16 protein-coding genes, 1 tRNA gene and 2 rRNA genes are annotated in these 21,962 nt (G+C 62.0%); 13 read left to right on the top strand and 6 right to left on the bottom strand.

Translation table 11 applies throughout. The features are described 5' to 3' along the window. Positions 1-4 precede the first annotated feature (4 nt). From rrf (BVU99_RS02040) to aceK, 7 genes are all read left to right on the top strand, one after another. Positions 5-120: ribosomal RNA gene (rrf, locus tag BVU99_RS02040) — 5S ribosomal RNA — on the top strand. A 14-nt stretch (positions 121-134) separates the two neighbouring features. Then, a tRNA-Thr gene (locus tag BVU99_RS02035) sits at positions 135-210 on the top strand. A gap of 46 nt (positions 211-256) precedes the next feature. Next, a 5S ribosomal RNA gene (rrf, locus tag BVU99_RS02030) occupies positions 257-372 on the top strand. 382 nt (positions 373-754) lie between these two features. Next, positions 755-1,684, top strand: coding sequence for a homoserine O-succinyltransferase (metA, locus tag BVU99_RS02020; RefSeq protein ID WP_025304485.1), 930 nt, complete (start codon positions 755-757; stop codon positions 1,682-1,684). Between the two features lie 374 nt (positions 1,685-2,058). Then, positions 2,059-3,657, top strand: a complete 1,599-nt coding sequence (gene aceB / locus BVU99_RS02015; protein ID WP_025304484.1) for a malate synthase A — start codon at positions 2,059-2,061, stop codon at positions 3,655-3,657. A 41-nt stretch (positions 3,658-3,698) separates the two neighbouring features. Next, positions 3,699-5,006, top strand: a complete 1,308-nt coding sequence (aceA, locus tag BVU99_RS02010) for an isocitrate lyase (RefSeq protein ID WP_025304483.1) — start codon at positions 3,699-3,701, stop codon at positions 5,004-5,006. Between the two features lie 69 nt (positions 5,007-5,075). Further along, positions 5,076-6,830, top strand: coding sequence for a bifunctional isocitrate dehydrogenase kinase/phosphatase (aceK, locus tag BVU99_RS02005; RefSeq protein WP_049296302.1), 1,755 nt, complete (start codon positions 5,076-5,078; stop codon positions 6,828-6,830). A 1-nt stretch (position 6,831) separates the two neighbouring features. On the opposite strand, the gene BVU99_RS02000 is transcribed toward aceK, so the two are convergent. From BVU99_RS02000 to iclR, 5 genes are all read right to left on the bottom strand, one after another. After that, a complete protein-coding gene (locus BVU99_RS02000; RefSeq protein WP_025304481.1) occupies positions 6,832-7,473 on the bottom strand; it encodes a bifunctional 4-hydroxy-2-oxoglutarate aldolase/2-dehydro-3-deoxy-phosphogluconate aldolase in 642 nt (213 codons plus the stop codon). A 54-nt stretch (positions 7,474-7,527) separates the two neighbouring features. Then, positions 7,528-9,342, bottom strand: a complete 1,815-nt coding sequence (gene edd, locus BVU99_RS01995) for a phosphogluconate dehydratase (protein ID WP_099816675.1) — start codon at positions 9,340-9,342, stop codon at positions 7,528-7,530. A 98-nt stretch (positions 9,343-9,440) separates the two neighbouring features. Beyond that, positions 9,441-10,778 carry a gluconate transporter gene (gntU, locus tag BVU99_RS01990; protein WP_099816678.1) on the bottom strand — a complete coding sequence of 446 codons (1,338 nt, stop codon included), beginning with the start codon at positions 10,776-10,778 and terminating at the stop codon, positions 9,441-9,443. After that, positions 10,775-11,314, bottom strand: coding sequence for a gluconokinase (gene gntK / locus BVU99_RS01985; protein ID WP_004936645.1), 540 nt, complete (start codon positions 11,312-11,314; stop codon positions 10,775-10,777). The genes gntU and gntK overlap by 4 nt, the downstream gene beginning before the upstream one ends. A gap of 252 nt (positions 11,315-11,566) precedes the next feature. Further along, a complete protein-coding gene (gene iclR / locus BVU99_RS01980) occupies positions 11,567-12,397 on the bottom strand; it encodes a glyoxylate bypass operon transcriptional repressor IclR (protein ID WP_004936648.1) in 831 nt (276 codons plus the stop codon). A gap of 196 nt (positions 12,398-12,593) precedes the next feature. Here iclR and metH point away from each other — a divergent pair, with 196 nt between their 5' ends. Then, complete coding sequence (metH, locus tag BVU99_RS01975; protein ID WP_099816674.1) at positions 12,594-16,289, top strand: methionine synthase; 3,696 nt, start codon at positions 12,594-12,596, stop codon at positions 16,287-16,289. 37 nt (positions 16,290-16,326) lie between these two features. Here the strand turns inward: metH and BVU99_RS01970 are convergent, their stop codons facing one another. Then, entirely contained in the window at positions 16,327-17,037 is a 711-nt protein-coding gene (locus BVU99_RS01970) for a UTRA domain-containing protein (protein ID WP_099816673.1), read from the bottom strand. Positions 17,038-17,230: 193 nt separating this feature from the next. Between BVU99_RS01970 and BVU99_RS01965 the strand changes: the two genes are divergently transcribed. From BVU99_RS01965 to BVU99_RS01945, 5 genes are read left to right on the top strand one after another with little or no spacing between them, the layout of a single operon-like run. Continuing rightward, the gene (locus tag BVU99_RS01965) at positions 17,231-18,292 is read left to right on the top strand and encodes an ABC transporter substrate-binding protein (protein ID WP_004936660.1); all 1,062 of its coding nucleotides are present in this window, start codon (positions 17,231-17,233) and stop codon (positions 18,290-18,292) included. Positions 18,293-18,303: 11 nt separating this feature from the next. Next, positions 18,304-19,113 carry an alkaline phosphatase family protein gene (locus tag BVU99_RS01960; protein WP_043139627.1) on the top strand — a complete coding sequence of 270 codons (810 nt, stop codon included), beginning with the start codon at positions 18,304-18,306 and terminating at the stop codon, positions 19,111-19,113. Continuing rightward, entirely contained in the window at positions 19,110-19,955 is an 846-nt protein-coding gene (locus BVU99_RS01955) for an ABC transporter permease subunit (protein WP_015379247.1), read from the top strand. The genes BVU99_RS01960 and BVU99_RS01955 overlap by 4 nt, the downstream gene beginning before the upstream one ends. A 17-nt stretch (positions 19,956-19,972) precedes the next feature. Beyond that, complete coding sequence (locus tag BVU99_RS01950; protein ID WP_025304475.1) at positions 19,973-20,758, top strand: ABC transporter permease; 786 nt, start codon at positions 19,973-19,975, stop codon at positions 20,756-20,758. Positions 20,759-20,762: 4 nt separating this feature from the next. After that, positions 20,763-21,755 carry an ABC transporter ATP-binding protein gene (locus BVU99_RS01945; protein ID WP_099816672.1) on the top strand — a complete coding sequence of 331 codons (993 nt, stop codon included), beginning with the start codon at positions 20,763-20,765 and terminating at the stop codon, positions 21,753-21,755. Positions 21,756-21,962 lie beyond the last annotated feature (207 nt).

The following is a 21,962-nucleotide window of genomic DNA, read 5'->3' as shown; positions in this document are numbered from 1 at the left end:
TTTGCCTGGCGGCAATAGCGCGGTGGTCCCACCTGACCCCATGCCGAACTCAGAAGTGAAACGCCGTAGCGCCGATGGTAGTGTGGGGTCTCCCCATGCGAGAGTAGGACACTGCCAGGCATCAAATTAAGCGTGCTGATATGGCTCAGTTGGTAGAGCGCACCCTTGGTAAGGGTGAGGTCCCCAGTTCGACTCTGGGTATCAGCACCACTTTATTTAAAGTGGGTTTAGAAGTTCGGCAGAAAAAAAGAATTTGCTTGGCGGCAATAGCGCGGTGGTCCCACCTGACCCCATGCCGAACTCAGAAGTGAAACGCCGTAGCGCCGATGGTAGTGTGGGGTCTCCCCATGCGAGAGTAGGACACTGCCAAGCATCAAATAAAACAACAAGCCTCATGCGAAAGCATGGGGCTTTTTGTTTTGTCTGTTATTTGGTGTTCTGCTCGAGCATGGGCATGCGAAAGGCCCGTCGGGAACGGGCCTTAACGCCGCTTGCGGCGGCCCCGCAGGGGAGAGTCTCAGGATGAGACGAATACTGTAGGACACTGCCAAGCACCAAATAAGCCAAGAGGCCATCCGAAAGGATGGCCTTTTTGCTTTCAGTACCTCTCATCCTCCCTGCCAAAGATCCTGACGCAGTTCGCGCAATGAAACATTTTCACCTTTCCGCTGAATGCTCGACAGCGACGGAAAAAAACGCTATCTTCGGGCATCTAGAAGTCTAAACGTATAAATGGATGTGTGAGGGTTAAGCAATGCCGATTCGTGTTCCTGATGAGTTACCTGCGGTCAATTTCTTGCGCGGTGAGAATGTCTTCGTGATGACATCCTCGCGGGCAAAAACACAGGAAATCAGGCCGCTGAAAGTGCTGATCCTTAACCTGATGCCAAAGAAGATCGAAACGGAAAACCAGTTTCTGCGCCTGCTTTCCAACTCGCCGCTGCAGATTGATATCCAGCTGCTGCGCATCGACAGCCGCGAATCGAAGAATACGCCGGCCGAGCATCTGAATAACTTCTACTGCGACTTCGAGGATATTCAGAATGAGAACTTCGATGGTTTGATCGTCACTGGCGCGCCGCTGGGGCTGGTCGATTTCTGCGATGTTGCCTACTGGCCGCAGATCGAACGGGTGATCGACTGGGCTAAGAACCACGTTACCTCCACGCTGTTCGTGTGCTGGGCGGTACAGGCGGCGTTGAATATTCTGTACGGCATTCCCAAGATGACGCGCGAGGTGAAGCTCTCCGGGGTTTATCCGCACCAAACGCTACAGCAGCATGCGTTGCTGACGCGCGGCTTCGACGAAAGCTTCCTGGCGCCGCATTCACGCTATGCCGATTTCCCGACCGAGGTGATTCGCCAATATACCGACCTGGACATCCTGGCCGAATCCGAGCAGGCCGGCGCCTACCTGTTCGCCAGCAGGGATAAGCGCCTGGCGTTCGTCACCGGCCATCCGGAATACGATACAATGACGCTGGCGGGAGAGTATTGTCGCGACAACGAAGCTGGCCTCGATCCTGCCGTACCGCTCAACTACTTCCCCGATGACAACCCCGCACTGATACCGAAAGCCACCTGGCGCAGCCATGGCCACCTGCTGTTTTCCAATTGGCTCAACTATTACGTCTACCAGATCACGCCTTACGATCTGCGCCATATGAATCCGACGCTCGACTGATCTTTTCTGCCTGCCGGCGGCTGAATCGAGGCCGCCGCACTGCTCATCCTCTGCACGATCCTCTTTTTATCCGTCCTTTTATCCAAAAAACCATTTCACGACAAGGCGTTAGCGCGTCTTTATTAAATTATTGGAACCAGTTTCCTTACCTGTCATTGTTGTTATTTTGTCTAACCAATTGATAATAAAGTGTTAATAAAATATTTGATAATAAAATGGAAATGGTTTTTGATTTTTATTTTTTGTTGAGTATTCTTAGAGCTATCGGGATGAGATCTGACCAGTTGAGGATCGTTTCATCCGCCCTGATCCACAGTGATTTCTGATGAAAATGCGCCGGTCGCGCGGGCGCAACGATGGGAAGGAGCAAGGTCATGACGCAACAGATAGCAGGCACGGAATTAAGGTTTACGCAGGGTTTCGCCGCAGCGGAGCGCCAGGTGTTAACGGATGAAGCGGTTGAATTCCTGGCGGACCTGGTGGGAAAATTCACGCCGCGGCGCAACGAGCTGCTGGCGGCGCGTGTCCGCTGGCAACAAAATATCGATCGCGGTGAACTGCCGGGATTTATTTCGGAAACCGCTTCCATTCGTGAAGGTGACTGGCAAATCCGCGGCATTCCGCAAGACCTGCGTGACCGCAGGGTCGAGATCACCGGGCCGGTCGAGCGCAAGATGGTGATCAATGCGCTGAACGCCAACGTAAAAGTGTTTATGGCGGACTTCGAAGACTCGCTGGCGCCAAGCTGGGACAAAGTCATCGACGGTCAAATCAACCTGCACGATGCGGTTAACGGCACCATCTCTTACACCAATGAAGCCGGCAAGATCTACCAGCTGAAACCGAATCCGGCGGTGTTGATCGCTCGCGTGCGCGGCTTGCACCTGCCGGAGAAACACGTCTTGTGGCGTGATGAAGCCATCCCCGGCGGCCTGTTCGATTTCGCGCTGTACTTCTACCACAACTATCGCCAGCTGTTGGCCAAGGGCAGCGGCCCGTATTTCTATCTGCCGAAAACCCAGTCCTGGGAGGAAGCTGCCTGGTGGAGCGATGTCTTCAGCTTTACCGAGGATCGTTTCGATCTGCCGCGCGGCACCATCAAGGCGACCGTGCTGATCGAAACCTTGCCGGCGGTGTTCCAGATGGACGAGATCCTCTACCACCTGCGCGATCACATCGTCGGTCTGAACTGCGGCCGTTGGGATTACATCTTCAGCTACATCAAAACGCTGAAGAACCACGGCGATCGCGTGCTGCCGGATCGTCAGTCGGTGACCATGGAAAAACCTTTCCTCAGCGCCTATTCGCGCCTGTTGATCAAAACCTGTCATAAGCGCGGCGCGTTCGCCATGGGCGGCATGGCGGCGTTTATCCCGAGCAAAGACGCCGAAAAAAACGCCTGGGTGCTGAACAAGGTACGGGCGGACAAAGAGCTGGAGGCCAACAATGGCCACGACGGCACCTGGGTGGCGCACCCGGGCTTGGCGGACACGGTGATGGAGGTGTTCGGCAACGCATTGGGCGATCGTCAAAACCAGCTGGACGTGCTGCGTGAGCAGGATGCGCCGATCAGCGCCGCACAGCTGCTGGAACCGTGCGACGGCGAACGCACCGAAGCAGGGATGCGCGCCAATATCCGCGTGGCGGTGCAGTACATTGAAGCCTGGATCTCCGGCAACGGCTGCGTACCTATTTACGGTTTGATGGAGGATGCGGCGACGGCGGAGATCTCCCGCACGTCTATCTGGCAGTGGATCCACCACGAGAAGAGCCTGAACGACGGGCGCCCGGTCACCAAGGCGCTGTTCCGCCAGATGCTGCAAGAAGAGATGTTGGTGGTGCGTGAAGAAGTAGGGGAAGCGCGCTTTAACGCCGGCCGGTTCGAAGAGGCGGCGCGCCTGATGGAGCGCATCACCACGCAAGATGAATTAATCGATTTCCTGACGCTGCCCGGCTATGAGCTGCTGGCCTGAATTTTCCTAATCAACCCTACATGACTGAAAGGATAAAAATTATGTCTACCTCTCGCTCTCAACAGATCCAGCAGCTGGAACAGGAATGGAAATCGGCCCGTTGGGAAGGCATTACCCGCCCCTATAGCGCCGAAGACGTGATCAACCTGCGCGGTTCGGTCAACCCGGAATGCACCCTGGCGCAAAACGGCGCCGCCAAACTGTGGGCATTGTTGAACGGCAAGGCGCGCAAAGGCTACGTGAACTGCCTGGGCGCGCTGACCGGCGGCCAGGCGCTGCAGCAGGCCAAAGCCGGCGTCGAGGCCATCTACTTGTCCGGTTGGCAGGTGGCGGCCGACGCCAACAGCGCGGCGGCCATGTACCCTGACCAATCGCTGTATCCGGTGGACTCGGTGCCGAAGGTGGTCGAGCGCATCAACAACACCTTCCGCCGTGCCGATCAGATCCAATGGGCGAACCAGATTGAGCCGGGCAGCAAAGGGTACACCGATTATTTCCTGCCGATCGTCGCCGATGCGGAAGCCGGCTTCGGCGGCGTGTTGAACGCCTTTGAGCTGATGAAAGCGATGATTACCGCCGGAGCCGCCGGGGTGCACTTCGAAGATCAGCTGGCGGCGGTGAAGAAATGCGGCCATATGGGCGGCAAAGTGCTGGTGCCGACGCAAGAAGCGATCCAGAAACTGGTCGCCGCGCGCCTGGCGGCCGACGTGCTCGGCGTGCCGACGCTGGTGATCGCCCGCACCGACGCCGACGCGGCCGACCTGCTGACCTCTGACTGCGATCCGTATGACAGTGCCTTTGTCACCGGCGAGCGTACGGCGGAAGGCTTCTTCCGCACCCATGCCGGCGTCGAGCAGGCGATCAGCCGCGGCCTGGCCTATGCCCCTTACGCGGATATGGTGTGGTGTGAAACCTCAACGCCGGATCTGGATGCCGCCCAGCGCTTCGCCGACGCCATCCACGCCAAATACCCGGGCAAGCTGCTGGCCTACAACTGCTCGCCATCGTTCAACTGGAAGAAGAACCTCGACGACCAGACCATCGCCCGCTTCCAGCAGGCGCTGTCGGACATGGGCTACAAGTATCAGTTCATCACGCTGGCGGGCATCCACAGCATGTGGTTCAACATGTTCGACCTGGCGCACGCCTATGCGCAGGGCGAGGGGATGAAACACTACGTCGAGAAGGTGCAGCAGGCGGAGTTCGCCGCGGTGGATCGCGGTTACACCTTCGCGTCGCACCAGCAGGAGGTGGGTACCGGCTACTTCGACAAGGTCACCACCGTCATTCAGGGCGGCGCCTCTTCGGTCACCGCGCTGACCGGTTCGACGGAAGAACAGCAGTTCTGATGCGGCAAGCTTGAAGACGTTTCACCCGGAGCCTGCATGCGCAGGCTTCTTTTTCTGGCGGGGGTAAGGATGGCGGCAAAACTGGAGTTGTTGATCGCACAGACGATCCTGCAGGGCTTCGATGCGCAGTACGGCCGCTTTCTGGAAGTGACCGCCGGCGCGCAGCAGCGCTTCGAGCAGGCGGACTGGCCGGCGGTGCAGCAGGCGATGAAAAAGCGCATCCATCTGTATGACCATCACGTCGGCCTGGTGGTGGAGCAGCTCAAATGCATCACCGGGCAGAAATACTTCGATGCCGACTTCCCCAGCCGGGTTAAAGCGGTTTATATCGACCTGCTGCCGGACTATCCGCGTTTCGAGATCGCCGAAAGCTTCTTTAACTCGGTCTATTGCCGGCTGTTCAAGCACCGCGATCTGACGCCGGACAAGCTGTTCGTCTTCAGTTCGCAGCCGGAACGGCGCTTTCGCGACATACCGCGTCCGCTGGCGCGCGATTTTACCCCCAATGGCGATCTGCCGGCGATGCTGCGCAGCGTGCTGAGCGATCTGCCGCTGCGGCTGCCGTGGGAGGACTTGGCGCGCGATATTCGCGACATCACTCAGGCGCTGCAACGCGCCTTCAGCGCACCGCAGCTGGCGGGCGCAACCTTCCAGATAGCCAACGAACTGTTCTATCGCAACAAGGCCGCCTGGCTGGTCGGCAAGCTGCGCCTGGCCGACGGTGTTTATCCGTTCTTGCTCCCGATCCACCACAGCGAGTCGGGCGCGCTGTTTATCGATGCCTGCCTGACCGGAAAGGCCGAGGCCAGCATTGTCTTCGGCTTCGCCCGCTCTTATTTCATGGTCTACGCGCCGCTGCCGGCGGCGATGGTGGAGTGGCTGCGCGAGATCCTGCCGGGCAAAACCACCGCCGAGCTGTACATGGCGATCGGCTGCCAGAAGCACGGTAAAACCGAATGCTATCGCGAATACCTGACCTTTATGGCGCACTCACAGGAACAGTTCATCATCGCGCCGGGCGTGAAAGGCATGGTGATGCTGGTGTTCACCCTGCCGTCCTTCGATCGGGTGTTTAAAGTGATCAAGGATGAGTTCGCCCCGCAGAAAGAGGTGACGCAGGCGCAGGTGATGGCTTGCTATCAGCTGGTGAAAGAGCACGATCGCGTCGGGCGCATGGCGGATACCCAGGAGTACGAAAATTTCGTCGTCGACAAGGCGCGTCTCAGCCCTGAGCTGTTGGCGGAGCTGCGGCGTGAAGTGCCGGGCAAGCTGGAAGATCTCGGCGATCGCATCGTGATCAAACATTTGTATATGGAACGGCGCATGACGCCGCTGAACCTGTATCTGGAGCAGGCCAACGACCAGCAAATGCGCGATGCGATTGAAGAGTACGGCAACGCGATCAAGCAGTTGGCCGCTGCCAATATTTTCCCCGGCGACATGCTGTTCAAGAACTTCGGCGTGACGCGCCACGGGCGGGTGGTGTTCTACGACTACGACGAAATTTGCTACATGACCGAGGTCAACTTCCGCGACATTCCGCCGCCGCGTTATCCGGAGGACGAGCTGGCCAGCGAGCCGTGGTACAGCATCGCGCCCAACGATGTGTTCCCGGAAGAGTTCCGCCACTTCCTGTGCGGCGATCGGCGCATTCGGCAGGTGTTTGAAGAGTTGCACAGCGATCTGTTTACCGCGGAGTATTGGCGCGGGTTGCAGCAGCGCATCCGCGAAGGGCATGTGGAAGACGTATTTGCTTATCGCAAGAAGCAGCGGTTCAGCCAGCGCAGCGGGGCGGCGCTGCCGGCCGCCACCGCTGCGATGTAAATCAGGCCTGGGCGCCCGCGACGGCGGCGCGCGCCAGTTCGGTAATGCGCGCGTAGTCGCCGCTTTCGAGTGCGTCCGCCGGCACCAGCCAGGAGCCGCCGATGCACAGCACGCTTTTCAGCGCCAGATAGCTGCGGTAATTGTCCGGCGAGATGCCGCCGGTCGGGCAGAAACGCACCTGCGGGAACGGGCCGCCGATCGCCTGCAGCGCTTTTACGCCGCCGTTGGCTTCCGCCGGGAAGAATTTAAACTCGCGCAGGCCGTAATCCATGCCCTGCATCAGTTCGGAAACGGTGCTGATGCCCGGAATCAGCGGAATGGACCCGGCGGTGGCCGCCTTGAGCAGCTCGTCGGTCAATCCTGGGCTGATGGCGAACTGCGCGCCGGCTTCGGTCACTTCCCGCAGCTGCTGCGGATTGATCACCGTACCGGCGCCGATGATCGCTTCCGGCACCTCTTGAGCGATGGCGCGAATGGCGTCCATGGCGCAGGCGGTGCGCAGCGTCACCTCCAGCACCCGTACGCCACCGGCGACCAGCGCTTTCGCCAACGGCACCGCATGTTCCAGCTTGTTGATCACGATGACCGGCACCACCGGCCCCGCCGTCAGGATCTGCTCGGCGCTTGTTGTCCACTTGTTCATGCTGACGTTCTCCTCTGTGGCCGCCGCCAGGCGGCGATGCGGCCAGGCTATCGATTAAAATTTGATGCAGCAGGCGCCCTGCTCGGCGCCTGACAGCTGGCTGCGCAGCGCGCCGAACAGCTCGCGGCCGCAGCCGATGTGTTCCGCGCTCAGATCGGGTTGGCATGGCGTGCGCCGCGCCAGCTCGTCGGCGTCGACCAGCACCTGCAGCTCGCCGCTGCGGCCGTTGACGCGGATCGGATCGCCGTCGCGCACTTTCGCCAGCAGGCCGCCGCTATAGGCTTCCGGGGTGACGTGGATGGCGGAAGGCACCTTGCCGGAGGCGCCGGACAGGCGGCCGTCGGTCACCAGCGCCACTTTGAAACCGCGATCCATCAGCACGCCCAGCGGCGGCATCAGCTTGTGCAGCTCCGGCATGCCATTGGCCTGCGGCCCCTGGAAGCGCACCACCACCACGCAATCGCGATCCAGCTTGCCGGCTTCGAACGCCGGCACGATATCGTGCTGGCTGTCGAACACCACCGCCGGCGCTTCGATGATCTGGTTATCGGCGGGCACCGCCGAGGTTTTCATCACCGCGCGGCCCAGATTGCCGGCCATCACTTTGGTGCCGCCATGATGTTCGAACGGCTGGGCCACGCTGGCGATCACGCTGGCGTCGAGCGAGCCGGCCACGCCTTCGCGCCATACCAATTGGCCGTTGTCCAGCCACGGTTCCTGGGTGTAGCGGCGCAGGCCGAAACCGGCCACGGTGTGCACGTCTTCGTGCAGCAGGCCGTGTTGCAGCAGTTCGCGCACCACCAGCGGCACGCCGCCGGCGGCCTGGAATTGGTTGATGTCGGCCGGGCCGTTCGGGTAGATGCGGCACAGCAGCGGCACCGCCTCCGACAGCTCCGAGAAATCGTCCCAGGTGATGATGATGCCCGCCGCCCGCGCCATCGCCACCAGATGCATGGTCAGGTTGGTGGAGCCGCCGGTGGCCAGCAGCGAGACGATGCCGTTCACCACCACTTTCTCGTCCACCAGGCAGCCGATCGGCAGGTAGTTGCCGGCGGTATCGGTCAGTCGGGTCACCTGGCGCGCGGCGGCGTCGTTCAGCGCGTCGCGCAGCGGCGTGTCCGGATGGACGAAGGAGGCGCCCGGCAGATGCAGACCCATCACTTCCATCACCATCTGGTTGGTGTTGGCGGTGCCATAGAAGGTGCAGGTGCCGATGCCGTGATAAGAGGCCGCCTCGGCCTCCAGCAGCGCCAAACGGTCGGCCTTGCCCTCGGCGTACAGCTGGCGCACGCGCACTTTTTCCTTGTTCGGCAGGCCGCTGCTCATCGGGCCGGCCGGCACGAACAGCGCGGGCAGGTGGCCGAAGGAGAGGGCGGCCATCACCAGCCCCGGCACGATCTTGTCGCAGATGCCGAGGAACAGCGCGCCGTCGAACATATTGTGCGACAGGCCGACGGCGGCCGACATGGCGATCACGTCACGGCTCATCAGCGACAGCTCCATGCCGTCCTGCCCCTGCGTCACGCCGTCGCACATCGCCGGCACGCCGCCGGCCACCTGGCCTACGGCGCCGACCGCTTTCAGCGCCTGCTTCAGCCGCTGCGGGTAGTGTTCGTACGGCTGGTGGGCCGACAGCATGTCGTTATAGGCGGTGATGATGGCGATATCGCTGCGCACCATGTTTTTCAGCGACGCCTTGTCATCAGGCTGACAGGCGGCGAAGCCGTGGGCCAGGTTGCCGCAGGCGAGCTGCGCGCGGTGGACGGTTTGGGCGCGGGCCGCCTCGATACGCGCCAGATAGGCGGCGCGGCTGGCCTGGGAACGGTCGATGATGCGCTGTGTGACACGGGACAAGGTTGGATTAATCATGCCTTCCTCACATTGCTGTTGTTATAGTCGCCGCCTGTGGCGGTGCCCCCGGGGGTGATTTGCAGCCCTGGTGTGCAAGGCCGGGGGCGATTCAGGATTTAAAACATCGTGAATGCAATCATGCCGATGGCGCCGCCGACGCTGCCCAGAATGGTTTCCATCACCGTCCAGGTTTTCAGCGTTTGCAGTTCGTTGGCGCCGGTGAATTTGCCGAACAGCCAGAAACCGGCGTCGTTGACGTGGCTCAGCACGATGGAGCCACCGGCGATGCAGATGGCCAGCGCGGCCAACTGCCCGCCGTTCAGCCCGAGCTGGCTGGTGACCGGCAGCACCAGGCCGACGGTGGTCAGGCAGGCGACGGTGGCCGAGCCCTGGATCACCCGCACCATGGCGGACAGCGCGAAGGCGGCCACGGCGATCGGCAGGCCGGCGCCGATCATGGCGTCACCCAGCGCCGGCCCTACACCGGAATCCACCAGGATCTGCTTGAACACCCCGCCGGCGCCGGTCATCAGCAGGATGATTCCGGCCGGCTGCACGGCGGCGGAGCAGATGGCCAGGGTCTGTTCGTTGCTCATGCCGCGCGGTTTCGCCAGACCGTAAATCACGATCAGGCAGGCCAGCAGAATGGCGGTGAACGGGTGGCCGATAAACTCCAGCCACTGCTGCAGCTGCGAACCCGGGGTGACCAGCCGCGCGCCGATAGTCTTCATGCCGACCAGTACCAGCGGGCACAGCACCAGCGCCAGGCTGAAGCCGAACGACGGCAGATTGCCCTTGGTCAGCGTCGGCTCGTTCTCTTCCGGCGGCATTGGCCAGTTGACGAAGCGGCTGATAAAGCTGCCGTAAAGCGGGCCGGCGATCAGCATGCCGAGCACGGCCGCCACCAGGCCGATGGCGATCATCCAGCCGAAATCGGCCTTCATCTGCGATGCCAGCAGCATCGGCACCGGCCCCGGCAGCAGGAAGGAGGCGGCAGCGGCCACACCGGCGAACAGCGGGATGGCCAGCTTGACGATATTGCCGTCGGTGCGGCGCGCCACGGCGAACACGATGCCGATCAGCAGCACCACCGCCACGTCGAAGAACAGCGGCAGCGCGCAGATCAGGCCGGCGATGCCGAGCGCGTAGTGCGCCTTGCTTTGTCCGAATCGTTTCAGCAATTGCGCCGCAATTTGATCGAGCGCGCCGACCTCATGCAGGATCTTGCCGAACATCGCCCCGAGCGCCACCACGATCGCCAGGAAGCCCAGCGTGTCGCCCATGCCTTTTTGCATGGTGTCGGCGATGTGTTCCAGCGGCATGCCGGAGAAAATGCCGGCGGCGATGGACACCAGCATCAGCGCGACGAAGGCGTGCATGCGCGCTTTCATCACCAGGAATAACAGCAGTAAAACCGAGCCGACTGCGGTACCGACCAGCGTTACGGTACTCACGCGCACACGTCCTGCGGCAGGAAGCTCTGGATATGGCGCACGGTATCGGCGATCACCGCGTCCAGCGGCTGATTGATGTCGATCGCCATCACGTCGTTCTCGTCGGCGCCCGGTTGCTCCAGCGCGGCGAACTGGGTGACCAGCATCTGCGGCTTGAAGAAGTGGCCGTTGCGCGCCGCCAGGCGGGATTCGATCACCGGGAACTCACCGTGCAGATAGATGAATGACAGGTTGCCGTTGCCGGCGCGCAGGCGGTCGCGATACTGCTTTTTCAACGCCGAACAGACGATGATCGACACGTTGTTGGTGCGCTGCATGGCGAAGGCGGCGTCGTTGAGCGCGGCCAGCCACGGCGCGCGATCGTCGTCGTTCAACGCCTCGCCGGCGGCCATCTTCAGGATATTGCTGCGCGGGTGCAGGAAGTCGCCGTCGAGGAAGCCGGCGGAGAGTTGGCGGGCCGCGGCGGCGGCGACGGCGGACTTGCCGCTGCCGGAAACGCCCATAACGACGTAAATGCGATTTTGATTGTTGGTCATGGTTTGGCTCCAAAACACCGGGTGACGTTACCTTCGTTCAGTCTGATTGTTACCGGTAACATGTTATCGGTAACATTGTCGAAGGAAGTTTGAGCGGTTGCAATGGGCTTTCGCCGTGAGGATCGTTAACTGTGATCGGCTTCAAGCTTTTTGCCTGTGTGCTAAATAGGATGCCGACAGCCTGTTACATGCTGACAACAGAGCATGGCAGGGGAGCTGGGGCGCGCTGGGGCGCCCCTCGGATGGGCGGGATTAGCGCACGCCGCCGTAGGCCAGGCTGATCTCTTTCGCCGCGTGGATCACCAGCGCGCCCAGCTCGATCACGCGATCGTCGGTGATGCGCGACACCGGGCCGGAGATGGAAATGGCGGCGAAGGCTTCGCGGTGCTCGTCGAAGATGCAGGCCGCCACGCAGCGCAGGCCGAGCGCGTGCTCTTCGTCGTCAAAGGAGAAGCCCTGTTTGCGGATCTGCGCCAGCCCCTCTTTCAGGTTGTGTGGCGTCAGGGTATGCGGCGTGTAGGTGTGCATGCCTTTCTTGTGCAGCAGTTTGGTCACCTGATCGTCCGGCAGGGTGGCGAGGAACGCTTTGCCGGCGCCGGAGGCGTGCATCGGCAGTTTGCCGCCGATCGGCGCCGACATGCGCATCAGCGCCGTGCACTGCACCTGATCGATGATGATCGCCTGGTACTCGCTGGTATCCAGCACCGCCAGGTTGACGGTTTCGCCGGACTCCTCCATCAGGCGGCGCAGAGTCGGATGCACCATCGCCAGCAGGTTGCGGCTTTGCAGGAAGCTGCTGCCGACCACAAAGGCGTGCGAGCCGATGGTCCACAGGCCGAGATCGCCGACCTGGCGCACGAATCCCTGCTGCTGCATGGTGGTGAGCAGGCGGTGAGTAGTGGAATTCGGCAGGCCGGCCTGCTGGGCCAGATCGGTCAGCGCCACGTTGCCCTGGGCTTCCGAAATGTATTCCAACAGTTTCAGGCCACGGGTCAACGATTGTACCTGACCGGTCGCCGCACTGGCGGCGGGGGCTGCTGCGCGGGGCTTCTTGCCGCGCTTGGCGGGAGCAGGGGTGGCCATGGGTGAGATTCCTTTTTCCGTATGATGGAATTCATTTTCGTTTTTTGTCGATGAATTGCAAGCCGCCGTCAGCTCATCGGAGGTGTTGGCGCACAACCTGAAAAACTCTCAATTGTCGCCTGGCCCTTTGTCCTTACAAGCTGTGCTAGGATGACTCGTTGGTTTTTGCGGCAGTTGAGCAATGGGCTGGATGGCAATGGAAGGGGTTACAGTGACGAATCGAGTAGAACAACTGCGCCGCCAGTTAGCGCAGCGCATTTTGGTGTTGGACGGCGGCATGGGCACCATGATCCAGAGCTACCGTCTGGATGAGCGCGATTTCCGCGGTGAGCGTTTCGCCGACTGGCGCAGCGATCTGAAAGGCAATAACGATCTGCTGGTGCTGACCAAGCCGGAAGTGATCACCGCCATTCATTACGCCTATCTTGAGGCGGGCGCCGATATCCTTGAGACCAATACCTTCAACTCCACCTCCATCGCCATGGCCGACTACCACATGGAGTCGCTGTCCGCCGAGATTAACTATCAGGCCGCCTGTCTGGCGCGCGCCTGCGCCGACGAATGGACGGCGCGCACGCCGGAAAAACCGCGCTACGTCGCCGGGGTGTTGGGGCCGACCAACCGCACTGCGTCCATCTCGCCGAACGTCAACGATCCGGCGTTCCGCAACATCTCGTTCGATGAACTGGTGGCGGCTTACCGCGAATCGACTCGCGCGCTGGTGGAAGGCGGCGTCGATCTGATCATGATCGAAACCATCTTCGACACCCTGAACGCCAAGGCCGCTGCTTTTGCGGTGGAAACCGAATTCGAAGCGCTGGGGGTGGAACTGCCGATCATGATTTCCGGCACCATCACCGACGCCTCCGGCCGCACCCTGTCCGGCCAGACCACCGAAGCGTTTTACAATTCGCTGCGCCACGTCAAGCCGCTGACCTTCGGCCTGAACTGCGCCCTGGGCCCGGACGAGCTGCGCCAGTACGTCGCCGAGCTGGCGCGCATCTCGGAGACCTACGTCACCGCGCACCCGAACGCCGGTTTGCCGAACGCCTTCGGCGAATACGATCTGGATGCGGCCGAGATGGCGCGCCAGGTCGGGGAGTGGGCGCAGGCCGGCTTTCTCAATATCATCGGCGGCTGCTGCGGCACCACGCCGGAACATATCGCCGCGATGGCCAAGGCGGTCGAGGGCGTGCCGCCGCGCCGGCTGCCGGAGCTCCCGGTCGCCTGCCGCCTGGCCGGTCTGGAGCCGCTGACCATCGACGCCAACACGCTGTTCGTCAACGTCGGCGAGCGCACCAACGTCACCGGTTCGGCGCGCTTCAAGCGCCTGATCAAAGAAGAGAAATACAACGAGGCGCTCGACGTGGCGCGTCAGCAGGTCGAGAGCGGCGCGCAGATCATCGACATCAACATGGACGAGGGGATGCTCGACGCCGAAGCGGCGATGGTGCGCTTCCTCAACCTGATCGCCGGCGAGCCGGATATCGCTCGGGTGCCGATCATGATCGACTCCTCCAAGTGGTCCGTTATCGAGAAAGGCCTGAAGTGCATTCAGGGCAAGGGCATCGTCAATTCGATCTCGATGAAGGAGGGCGAAGAAGCCTTTATCCATCACGCCAAACTGGTGCGCCGCTACGGCGCCGCGGTGGTGGTGATGGCGTTCGACGAAGTGGGCCAGGCGGACACCCGCGAGCGCAAGTTCGAGATCTGCCGCCGCGCCTATAAAATTTTGACCGAACGCGTTGGCTTCCCGCCGGAAGACATCATTTTCGATCCGAACATCTTCGCCGTCGCCACCGGCATCGACGAGCACAACAACTACGCCGTCGACTTTATCGAAGCCTGCGCCGACATCAAAACCCACCTGCCGCACGCGATGATCTCCGGCGGGGTGTCCAACGTGTCGTTCTCGTTCCGCGGCAACGATCCGGTGCGTGAAGCGATCCATGCGGTGTTCCTGTATCACGCCATTCGCAACGGCATGGACATGGGCATCGTCAACGCCGGGCAGTTGGCGATTTACGACGATCTGCCTACTGAGCTGCGCGAGGCGGTAGAAGACGTGATCCTCAACCGTCGCGAGGACGGCACCGAACGCCTGCTGGAGCTGGCGGAAAAGTACCGCGGCAGCAAAGACGGCGAAGCGGCGGTGCAGCAGGCGGAGTGGCGCGGCTGGCCGGTGGAGAAGCGGCTGGAATACTCGCTGGTGAAGGGCATCACCGAGTTTATCGAGCTGGACACCGAAGAAGCGCGGCAGCAGGCCGAACGCCCAATCGAAGTGATCGAAGGGCCGCTGATGGCCGGGATGAACGTGGTCGGCGATCTGTTTGGCGAGGGCAAGATGTTCCTGCCGCAGGTGGTGAAATCCGCCCGCGTGATGAAGCAGGCGGTGGCCTACCTGGAACCGTACATCGAGGCCAGCAAGCAGCAAGGCACCTCTGCGGGGAAAATCCTGTTGGCGACGGTGAAGGGCGACGTGCACGACATCGGCAAGAACATCGTCGGCGTGGTGCTGCAGTGCAATAACTATGAAATCGTCGATCTGGGCGTGATGGTGCCGACGGAGAAAATCCTGCGCACCGCGCGCGAGGAGAACGTGGACATCATCGGCCTGTCGGGGCTGATCACGCCGTCGCTCGACGAGATGGTCAACGTGGCCAAAGAGATGGAGCGCCAGGGCTTTACGCTGCCGCTGCTGATCGGCGGCGCCACCACCTCCAAGGCGCACACCGCGGTGAAAATCGAGCAGAACTACAGCGGCCCGACCACCTACGTGCAGAACGCTTCGCGCACCGTGGGCGTGGTGTCGGCACTGCTGTCCGCCACCCAGCGCGACGAGTTTGTGGCGCGCACCCGCAAAGAGTATGAAACGGTGCGCATTCAGCACGCGCGCAAAAAACCGCGCACGCCGCCGGTCGATTTGCAGAAGGCGCGCGCCAACGCCATGGCGCTGGACTGGGCCGATTATCAGCCGCCGGCGCCGCGGCAACTCGGCGTGTTTCCGGTGGCGGCCAGCATCGAGACGCTGCGCCACTACATCGACTGGACACCGTTCTTCATGACCTGGTCGTTGGCGGGCAAATACCCGCGCATCCTGGAAGACGAGGTGGTGGGGGAAGAGGCCAAGCGCCTGTTCCACGACGCCAATCAGATGCTGGATCGGCTGGCCGCCGAGCGCAGCCTCAACCCGCGCGGCGTTTACGGCCTGTTCCCGGCCAACCGCGTCGGCGACGACGTGGAAGTATACCGCGACGAACGGCGTGACGAGGTGCTGGCGGTGAGCCGCCATCTGCGTCAGCAGACGGAAAAAACCGACTTCCCGAACTACTGCCTGGCGGACTTTGTGGCGCCGAAAAGCAGCGGCAAGGCTGACTACTTCGGCGCCTTCGCGGTGACCGGCGGGCTGGAGGAAGACGCGCTGGCGGCGGCCTACGACGCGCAGCACGACGATTACAACAAAATCATGGTCAAAGCGCTGGCGGATCGCTTGGCGGAGGCCTTCGCCGAATACCTGCATGAGCAGGTGCGCAAGCTGCACTGGGGCTATGCCGCCGACGAGAGCCTGAGCAACGAGGAACTGATCCGCGAGAACTATCAGGGCATCCGGCCGGCGCCGGGTTACCCGGCCTGCCCGGAGCACACCGAGAAAGCGACCATCTGGCAGCTGCTGGACGTCAACCGCCACACCGGCATGGAGCTGACGGAGTCCTTCGCCATGTGGCCGGGGGCGGCGGTGTCCGGCTGGTACTTCAGCCATCCTGAGAGCAAGTACTTCGCGGTGGCGCAGATCCAGCGCGATCAGGTGGAAGACTACGCGGCGCGTAAAGGGATGAGCGTGAGCGAGGTCGAACGCTGGCTGGCGCCAAACCTCGGCTACGACGCCGACTGATTTCCTCTTTAAGGGCGCAGCGATGCGCCCTTGTCATTTACTGCGCTTCCACGTCGATGTGCAGCGCGTCGTAACGCCAATATTCCAGGTCGCAATCGATCACTCTGTCGTGCTGATCGCGATTCACCCGCGTAATGAACAGCGCCGGGCTGCCGTAGGTCACCTTCAGCATGGCGGCGGCCTGCTGCGGCAGCAGGGTGGGCAGCATGTCGAAACGCACCCGCCCGTAGTGAATGCCGTAGCGCGCGGCGTACAGCGCGGTCAGCGACTGGGTCAGGTCTTCGTCCAGAATGCCGGGGAAATAGGCCGGGTTGAGGTAGTGCTCGCAGTACAGCACCGCGCGTCCGTCGATGTAGCGCAGCCGGCGAATGCGATAGGCCTCGGCGCCGGAGGGCAGCGCCAGGCGGCCGGCCAGCGGTGCGTCAAGCGTGACTACCGCGCTGTCGATCGCTTCGGTATGGGCGGCGCGCCCCTGTTGCTGCGCCATGGCGTGAAAATGGCTGCGCTGCAGCGGGTTGTAGATAAGACGTGGAGGCGAGATGAACCAGCCGCGCCGCACCTGACGGTAGATGACGCCCTGCGCCTCCAGCTGGCCGAGCGCCTCCTGCAAGGTAATGCGGGTGGTGGCGAACTGTTCGCTCAGGGCGCGTTCGGAGGGCAGCTTGCCGCCTACGGCAAACTCGCCCGCGGTGATGCGGGCGTTCAGCGTTTGGCAGATGGTGGCGACGGTCGTCGGTGCTTCACTCATACAGCGGGTGTCCCGTTTCAGTGCGTTTGGCCTTCCTTAAGGTAGACCAGCGTCGCGTTTTCGCCGTTGCAATGGGTGATAAAACTGTCGCTTTTTTAAGCTGACATATAATTATCACATTCGTCCGTTAGATTGGTTTGGTCCTTGCTGGACTAGTCCAGCCATCCCCACACTACCACCTGGAGCATCAGTTATGAAACGTTTGTGCGCTTCTGTGTTAACCAGTGCCATCGTGTTATCCAGCCAGATGAGCTGGGCCGCGGATACCGATCTGGCGGCGCTGGAGCAGGCCGCGAAGAAAGAAGGCGAAGTCAACAGCGTCGGCATGCCGGACAGCTGGGCCAACTGGAAAGGCACCTGGCAAGATCTGTTGAGCAAGTACGGCCTGAAGCATGTCGATACCGACATGAGCTCCGCGCAGGAGATCGCCAAATTCGATGCGGAAAAGAACAACGCTACGGCGGACATCGGTGACGTCGGCGCGGCCTTTGGCCCGGTGGCGGTGCAGAAGGGCGTAACGCAGCCCTACAAACCCTCTACCTGGGATCAGGTGCCGGACTGGGCGAAAGACAAAGATGGGCACTGGGCGCTGGCTTACACCGGCACCATCGCCTTTATCATCAATAAACAGCAGGTGAAAGACATCCCGCACAGCTGGGCCGATCTGCTCAAGGGCAGCTATCAGGTCACCATCGGCGACGTCGGCACCGCGTCGCAGGCGGCCAGCGGCGTGCTGGCCGCCACCTACGCCATGGGCGGCAACGAGAAAAACCTCAAGCCGGGCCTGGAATTCTTCGGCAAGCTGGCCAAGGCCGGCCGCCTGAGCCTGAGTAACCCGGTGATCGCATCGCTGGAGAAAGGGGAAGTGCAGGTTGGCGTGGTGTGGGACTTCAACGGCCTGAACTACCGCGATCAGATCGACAAAACCCGTTTTGAAGTGCTGATCCCGTCGGACGGCTCGATCACCTCCGGCTACACCACCATCATCAATAAATACGCCAAGCACCCGAACGCCGCCAAGCTGGCGCGCGAATACATCTTCTCCGACGCCGGCCAGATCAACCTGGCGCGCGGCTATGCCCGCCCGATCCGCGCCGAACATCTGACGCTGCCGGACGACGTCAAGGCCAAGCTGCTGCCGGCCGAGCAGTACAAGAATGCGCACCCGATCGCCGATCCGGCGGCCTGGGAACAGAGCGCCAAAGCGCTGCCGCGCCTGTGGCAGGAAAACGTCATTATGTTTATGCAGCAGTGAGTTAACGCACCATGAAAACGATCCTCGTGCTGCTGGACGGCCTCAACTACCGGGTGGCGCATGACGCCATGGGGTATCTGCAGGCCGAATGTGCGGCGGGACGCGGGCGGTTGTACCTGCTGGAGAGCGAGTTGCCCTCGCTCTCCCGGCCGCTGTATGAATGCATCCTCACCGGCGTCACGCCGGTGGAGAGCGGCGTGGTGCACAACCACGTCTCGCGCCTTTCTCATCAACAAAGCGTGTTTCATTACGCGCGCGCCGCCGGGCTGACCACCGCCGCCGCCGCGTATCATTGGTTCAGCGAATTGTATAACCGCACGCCGTTCGACGCCGCGCGCGACCGCCACACCGACGCTCCCGAGCTGCCGATTCAGCACGGCCATTTCTATTACGACGACGGCTATCCCGACAGCCATCTGTTCGACGACGCCGAAAGCCTGCGCCAGCGTCATCAGCCGGATTTCCTGCTGATCCACCCGATGAACATCGACGACGCCGGGCACCGCTTCGGCCTCTCTTCGCCGCAGTACCGCAACGCGGCGCGGCGCGCCGACGGCTCGCTGTCGCGCTACCTGCCCGAGTGGCTGGCGGCCGGTTATCAGGTGCTGGTCACCGCCGACCACGGCATGAACGACGATCGCAGCCACGGCGGGGTGTTGCCGGAAGAGCGCCAGGTGCCGCTGTTCGTGTTCGGCGCGGGCTTCAGCCTGGACGACGCCGATCCGCAGCAAACCGAGCTGTGCGGCACGATCTGCGATCTGCTGCAGGCGGCGCATGACAAGCCGCGCTGCCGGGCGCTGCTGGCGCAGGATGCGCGATGAACAGCAAAACCAAATGGATCGCCGCACTGTGCCTGCTGCCGTTTATCGTGCTGTTCGGCGCGTTTCAGATCGCCCCGCTGGTGTGGATCGCGGTTCACAGCTTTTTCAGCGAGACCAGCGGCTGGGGATGGGGCAACTATGTCGATATCCTCACGTCGCCGTTCTACCTGCAGGCCTTTCAGTTCTCGCTGGAGATCTCGCTGTGGTCGAGCGTCTACGGCTTGCTGATTGCATTAGTGGGCAGTTACTCACTTCGCCAGCTCGGCCAGACCCGCTTTCATGACTTCGTGATGTCGTTCACCAACATGACCAGCAACTTCGCCGGGGTGCCGCTGGCGTTCGCCTTCGTCATTCTGCTGGGGTTGAACGGCTGCCTGACGCTGCTGCTGCGCAAATACGGTTTGATGGAGAGCTTCAACCTCTATTCGAAGAGCGGCCTGATCGTGCTGTATACCTACTTCCAGATCCCGTTGGGCGTGCTGTTGCTGTATCCGGCGTTCGATGCGCTGCGCGCCGATTGGCGTGAGTCGGCGGCGCTGCTCGGCGCCGGCCCCTGGCGCTACTGGCGGCATATCGGCCTGCCGGTGCTGGCGCCGGCGCTGATGGGCACCTTCGTCATCCTGCTGGCCAACGCGCTGGGCGCCTACGCCACGGTGTACGCGCTGACCACCGGCAACTTCAACGTGATCCCGATCCGCATCTCGGCGTTGGTGGCGGGGGACATCTCCCTCGATCCGAACCTGGCCAGCGCGCTGGCGATGCTGCTGGTGGTGATGATGGCGTTTATCACGGTAATCCACCAATGGATGCTGCGCAGGAGCTACCTCAATGCGCGCTCATAATCGGATGGAGAATGCGCATGTCGCGTGCTGAACGCCTCTATCACCGCACGGTGACCGGCTTGCTGCTGCTGATCCTGCTGCTGCCGCTGGCGGCGACGCTGATTTATGCGCTGGCCACCCAGTGGGGCGCCACCATTTTACCGGACGGTTTTACCCTGAAGTGGCTGACGGCGCTGTGGAGCGACCCGCGCTTTTTGCAGGCGCTGTGGCATTCGCTGCTGATCTGCTTCGGCACGCTGCTGCTGTCGGTGGTGGTGATCCTGCCGGCGATGTTTGTGATTGCTTACTATTTTCCCAAGCTGGACGCGGTGATGAACGTGCTGATCCTGCTGCCGTTCGCCGTGCCGCCGGTGGTGTCGGCGGTGGGGCTGATGCAGCTGTTCGCCGCCGATCCGCTGCCGCTGCTCGGCACCCCCTGGATTTTGGTGGGCTGCTATTTCACCATCGCGCTGCCGTTTATCTACCGCGCCATCAGCAACAACATGCAGGCGATCAACCTGCGCGATCTGATGGACGCCGCGCACCTGCTCGGCGCCAGTACCTGGCAGGCGGCGCTGTGGGTGGTGCTGCCGAACCTGCGCAAGGGCGGAACGATCGCCGTGCTGCTGTCGTTCTCGTTCCTGATCGGCGAGTTCGTGTTCGCCAACCTGCTGGTGGGCAGCCAGTATGAAACGCTGCAGGTCTACCTGTTTAATATGCGCAACGGCAGCGGGCATTTCACCAGCGCGCTGGTCATCTCCTATTTCGCCGTGGTGCTGCTCGTCACCTGGCTGGCGAACTTGCTGAATAAAAACAAGGGCTAACCCGATGGCTTATCTCAACGTCACCCGCCTGAACAAACACTATGGCCAGACCCAGGTGTTTCAGGATATCGATTTCACAGCCGAAGAGGGGGAGTTCGTCACCCTGCTGGGGCCGAGCGGCTGCGGCAAATCGACGCTGCTGCGCTGCCTGGCCGGCCTGACACCGGTCGACAGCGGGCAAATTTTATTGCAGGGCCAGGATCTGGTACCGCTGGCGCCGCAAAAGCGCGGCATCGGCATGGTGTTCCAAAGTTATGCGCTGTTCCCCAATATGACGGTGGAAGGCAACGTGGCATTCGGCCTGAAAATGCAGAAGCTGGCGGCCGGGCAGATCGGCCAGCGGGTGCAGGAGGTACTGGCGCTGGTGGAGCTGAGCGATCTGGCAAAGCGCTATCCGCATCAGCTGTCGGGCGGCCAGTGTCAGCGCGTGGCGCTGGCGCGATCGCTGGTCACTCGCCCGCGTCTGCTGCTGCTCGACGAACCGCTGTCGGCGCTGGATGCGCGTATTCGCAAACACCTGCGCGAGCAGATCCGGCGCATTCAGCGCGAGCTGAACCTGACGGCGATCTTCGTCACCCACGATCAGGAAGAGGCGCTGACCCTGTCGGATCGCATCGTGCTGATGAACAAGGGGCAGATCGTGCAGAGCGGCGACGCGGAAACCCTGTATACCCAGCCGGCGGACGCCTTCGCCGCCGGATTTATCGGCAACTATAACCTGTTGACCGCCGAACAGGCCGCCCAACTGACCGGGCGCAGCTATGTCGGCAAGGTGGCGATCCGCCCCGAGTCGATCGGCCTGTTGCCGGCCGGACAGGGGATCGGCGGGGTGATCCTGGGTCACAGTTTGCTCGGGAATGTGGTACGGTATCGGATTCAGGTTTGCGAGGTAGAATTGCTGGTTGACGTGCTCAACCGTTCGGTGGCCGACCTGCGGCCCGACGGCGCGGAAATTGGGCTACACTTGGAACCTGTTGTATTGCGGGAAGTTGCATGACTTCGCAGCGCGGCGCCGGGGCCTTCCCGCCGCCGCATTAACCCTTCTCTTCTGCGGTCTGCCGCCCGCCCGCTGTCCTGCCAGACCCACGCCCGGCAGGCGGGACCGCGCGCTGTACCCGTCATCCTTTGGCTCGCCTCTCTGCGTCGCGTGACAAGCATCGGGTATCAGCCTCCTTTGGCCGGGCGTTAATGGAGCGTATCTTCC

The sequence above is a fragment of the Serratia sp. OLAL2 genome, assembly GCF_002752475.1.
Taxonomy (GTDB): domain Bacteria; phylum Pseudomonadota; class Gammaproteobacteria; order Enterobacterales; family Enterobacteriaceae; genus Serratia; species Serratia bockelmannii.
The sequence above is the reverse complement of the archived record's forward strand: the minus strand, read 5'-3'. Positions and strand labels throughout refer to the sequence as shown.

Bases quoted from the DNA above. Each gene is read 5' to 3' on its own strand.
- metA (WP_025304485.1), top strand. From the start codon at position 755: ATGCCGATTCGTGTTCCTGATGAGTTACCTGCGGTCAATTTCTTGCGC.
- aceB (WP_025304484.1), top strand. From the start codon at position 2,059: ATGACGCAACAGATAGCAGGCACGGAATTAAGGTTTACGCAGGGTTTC.
- aceA (WP_025304483.1), top strand. From the start codon at position 3,699: ATGTCTACCTCTCGCTCTCAACAGATCCAGCAGCTGGAACAGGAATGG.
- aceK (WP_049296302.1), top strand. From the start codon at position 5,076: ATGGCGGCAAAACTGGAGTTGTTGATCGCACAGACGATCCTGCAGGGC.
- BVU99_RS02000 (WP_025304481.1), bottom strand. From the start codon at position 7,473: ATGAACAAGTGGACAACAAGCGCCGAGCAGATCCTGACGGCGGGGCCG.
- edd (WP_099816675.1), bottom strand. From the start codon at position 9,342: ATGATTAATCCAACCTTGTCCCGTGTCACACAGCGCATCATCGACCGT.
- gntK (WP_004936645.1), bottom strand. From the start codon at position 11,314: ATGACCAACAATCAAAATCGCATTTACGTCGTTATGGGCGTTTCCGGC.
- iclR (WP_004936648.1), bottom strand. From the start codon at position 12,397: ATGGCCACCCCTGCTCCCGCCAAGCGCGGCAAGAAGCCCCGCGCAGCA.
- metH (WP_099816674.1), top strand. From the start codon at position 12,594: ATGGAAGGGGTTACAGTGACGAATCGAGTAGAACAACTGCGCCGCCAG.
- BVU99_RS01970 (WP_099816673.1), bottom strand. From the start codon at position 17,037: ATGAGTGAAGCACCGACGACCGTCGCCACCATCTGCCAAACGCTGAAC.
- BVU99_RS01965 (WP_004936660.1), top strand. From the start codon at position 17,231: ATGAAACGTTTGTGCGCTTCTGTGTTAACCAGTGCCATCGTGTTATCC.
- BVU99_RS01960 (WP_043139627.1), top strand. From the start codon at position 18,304: ATGAAAACGATCCTCGTGCTGCTGGACGGCCTCAACTACCGGGTGGCG.
- BVU99_RS01955 (WP_015379247.1), top strand. From the start codon at position 19,110: ATGAACAGCAAAACCAAATGGATCGCCGCACTGTGCCTGCTGCCGTTT.
- BVU99_RS01950 (WP_025304475.1), top strand. From the start codon at position 19,973: ATGTCGCGTGCTGAACGCCTCTATCACCGCACGGTGACCGGCTTGCTG.
- BVU99_RS01945 (WP_099816672.1), top strand. From the start codon at position 20,763: ATGGCTTATCTCAACGTCACCCGCCTGAACAAACACTATGGCCAGACC.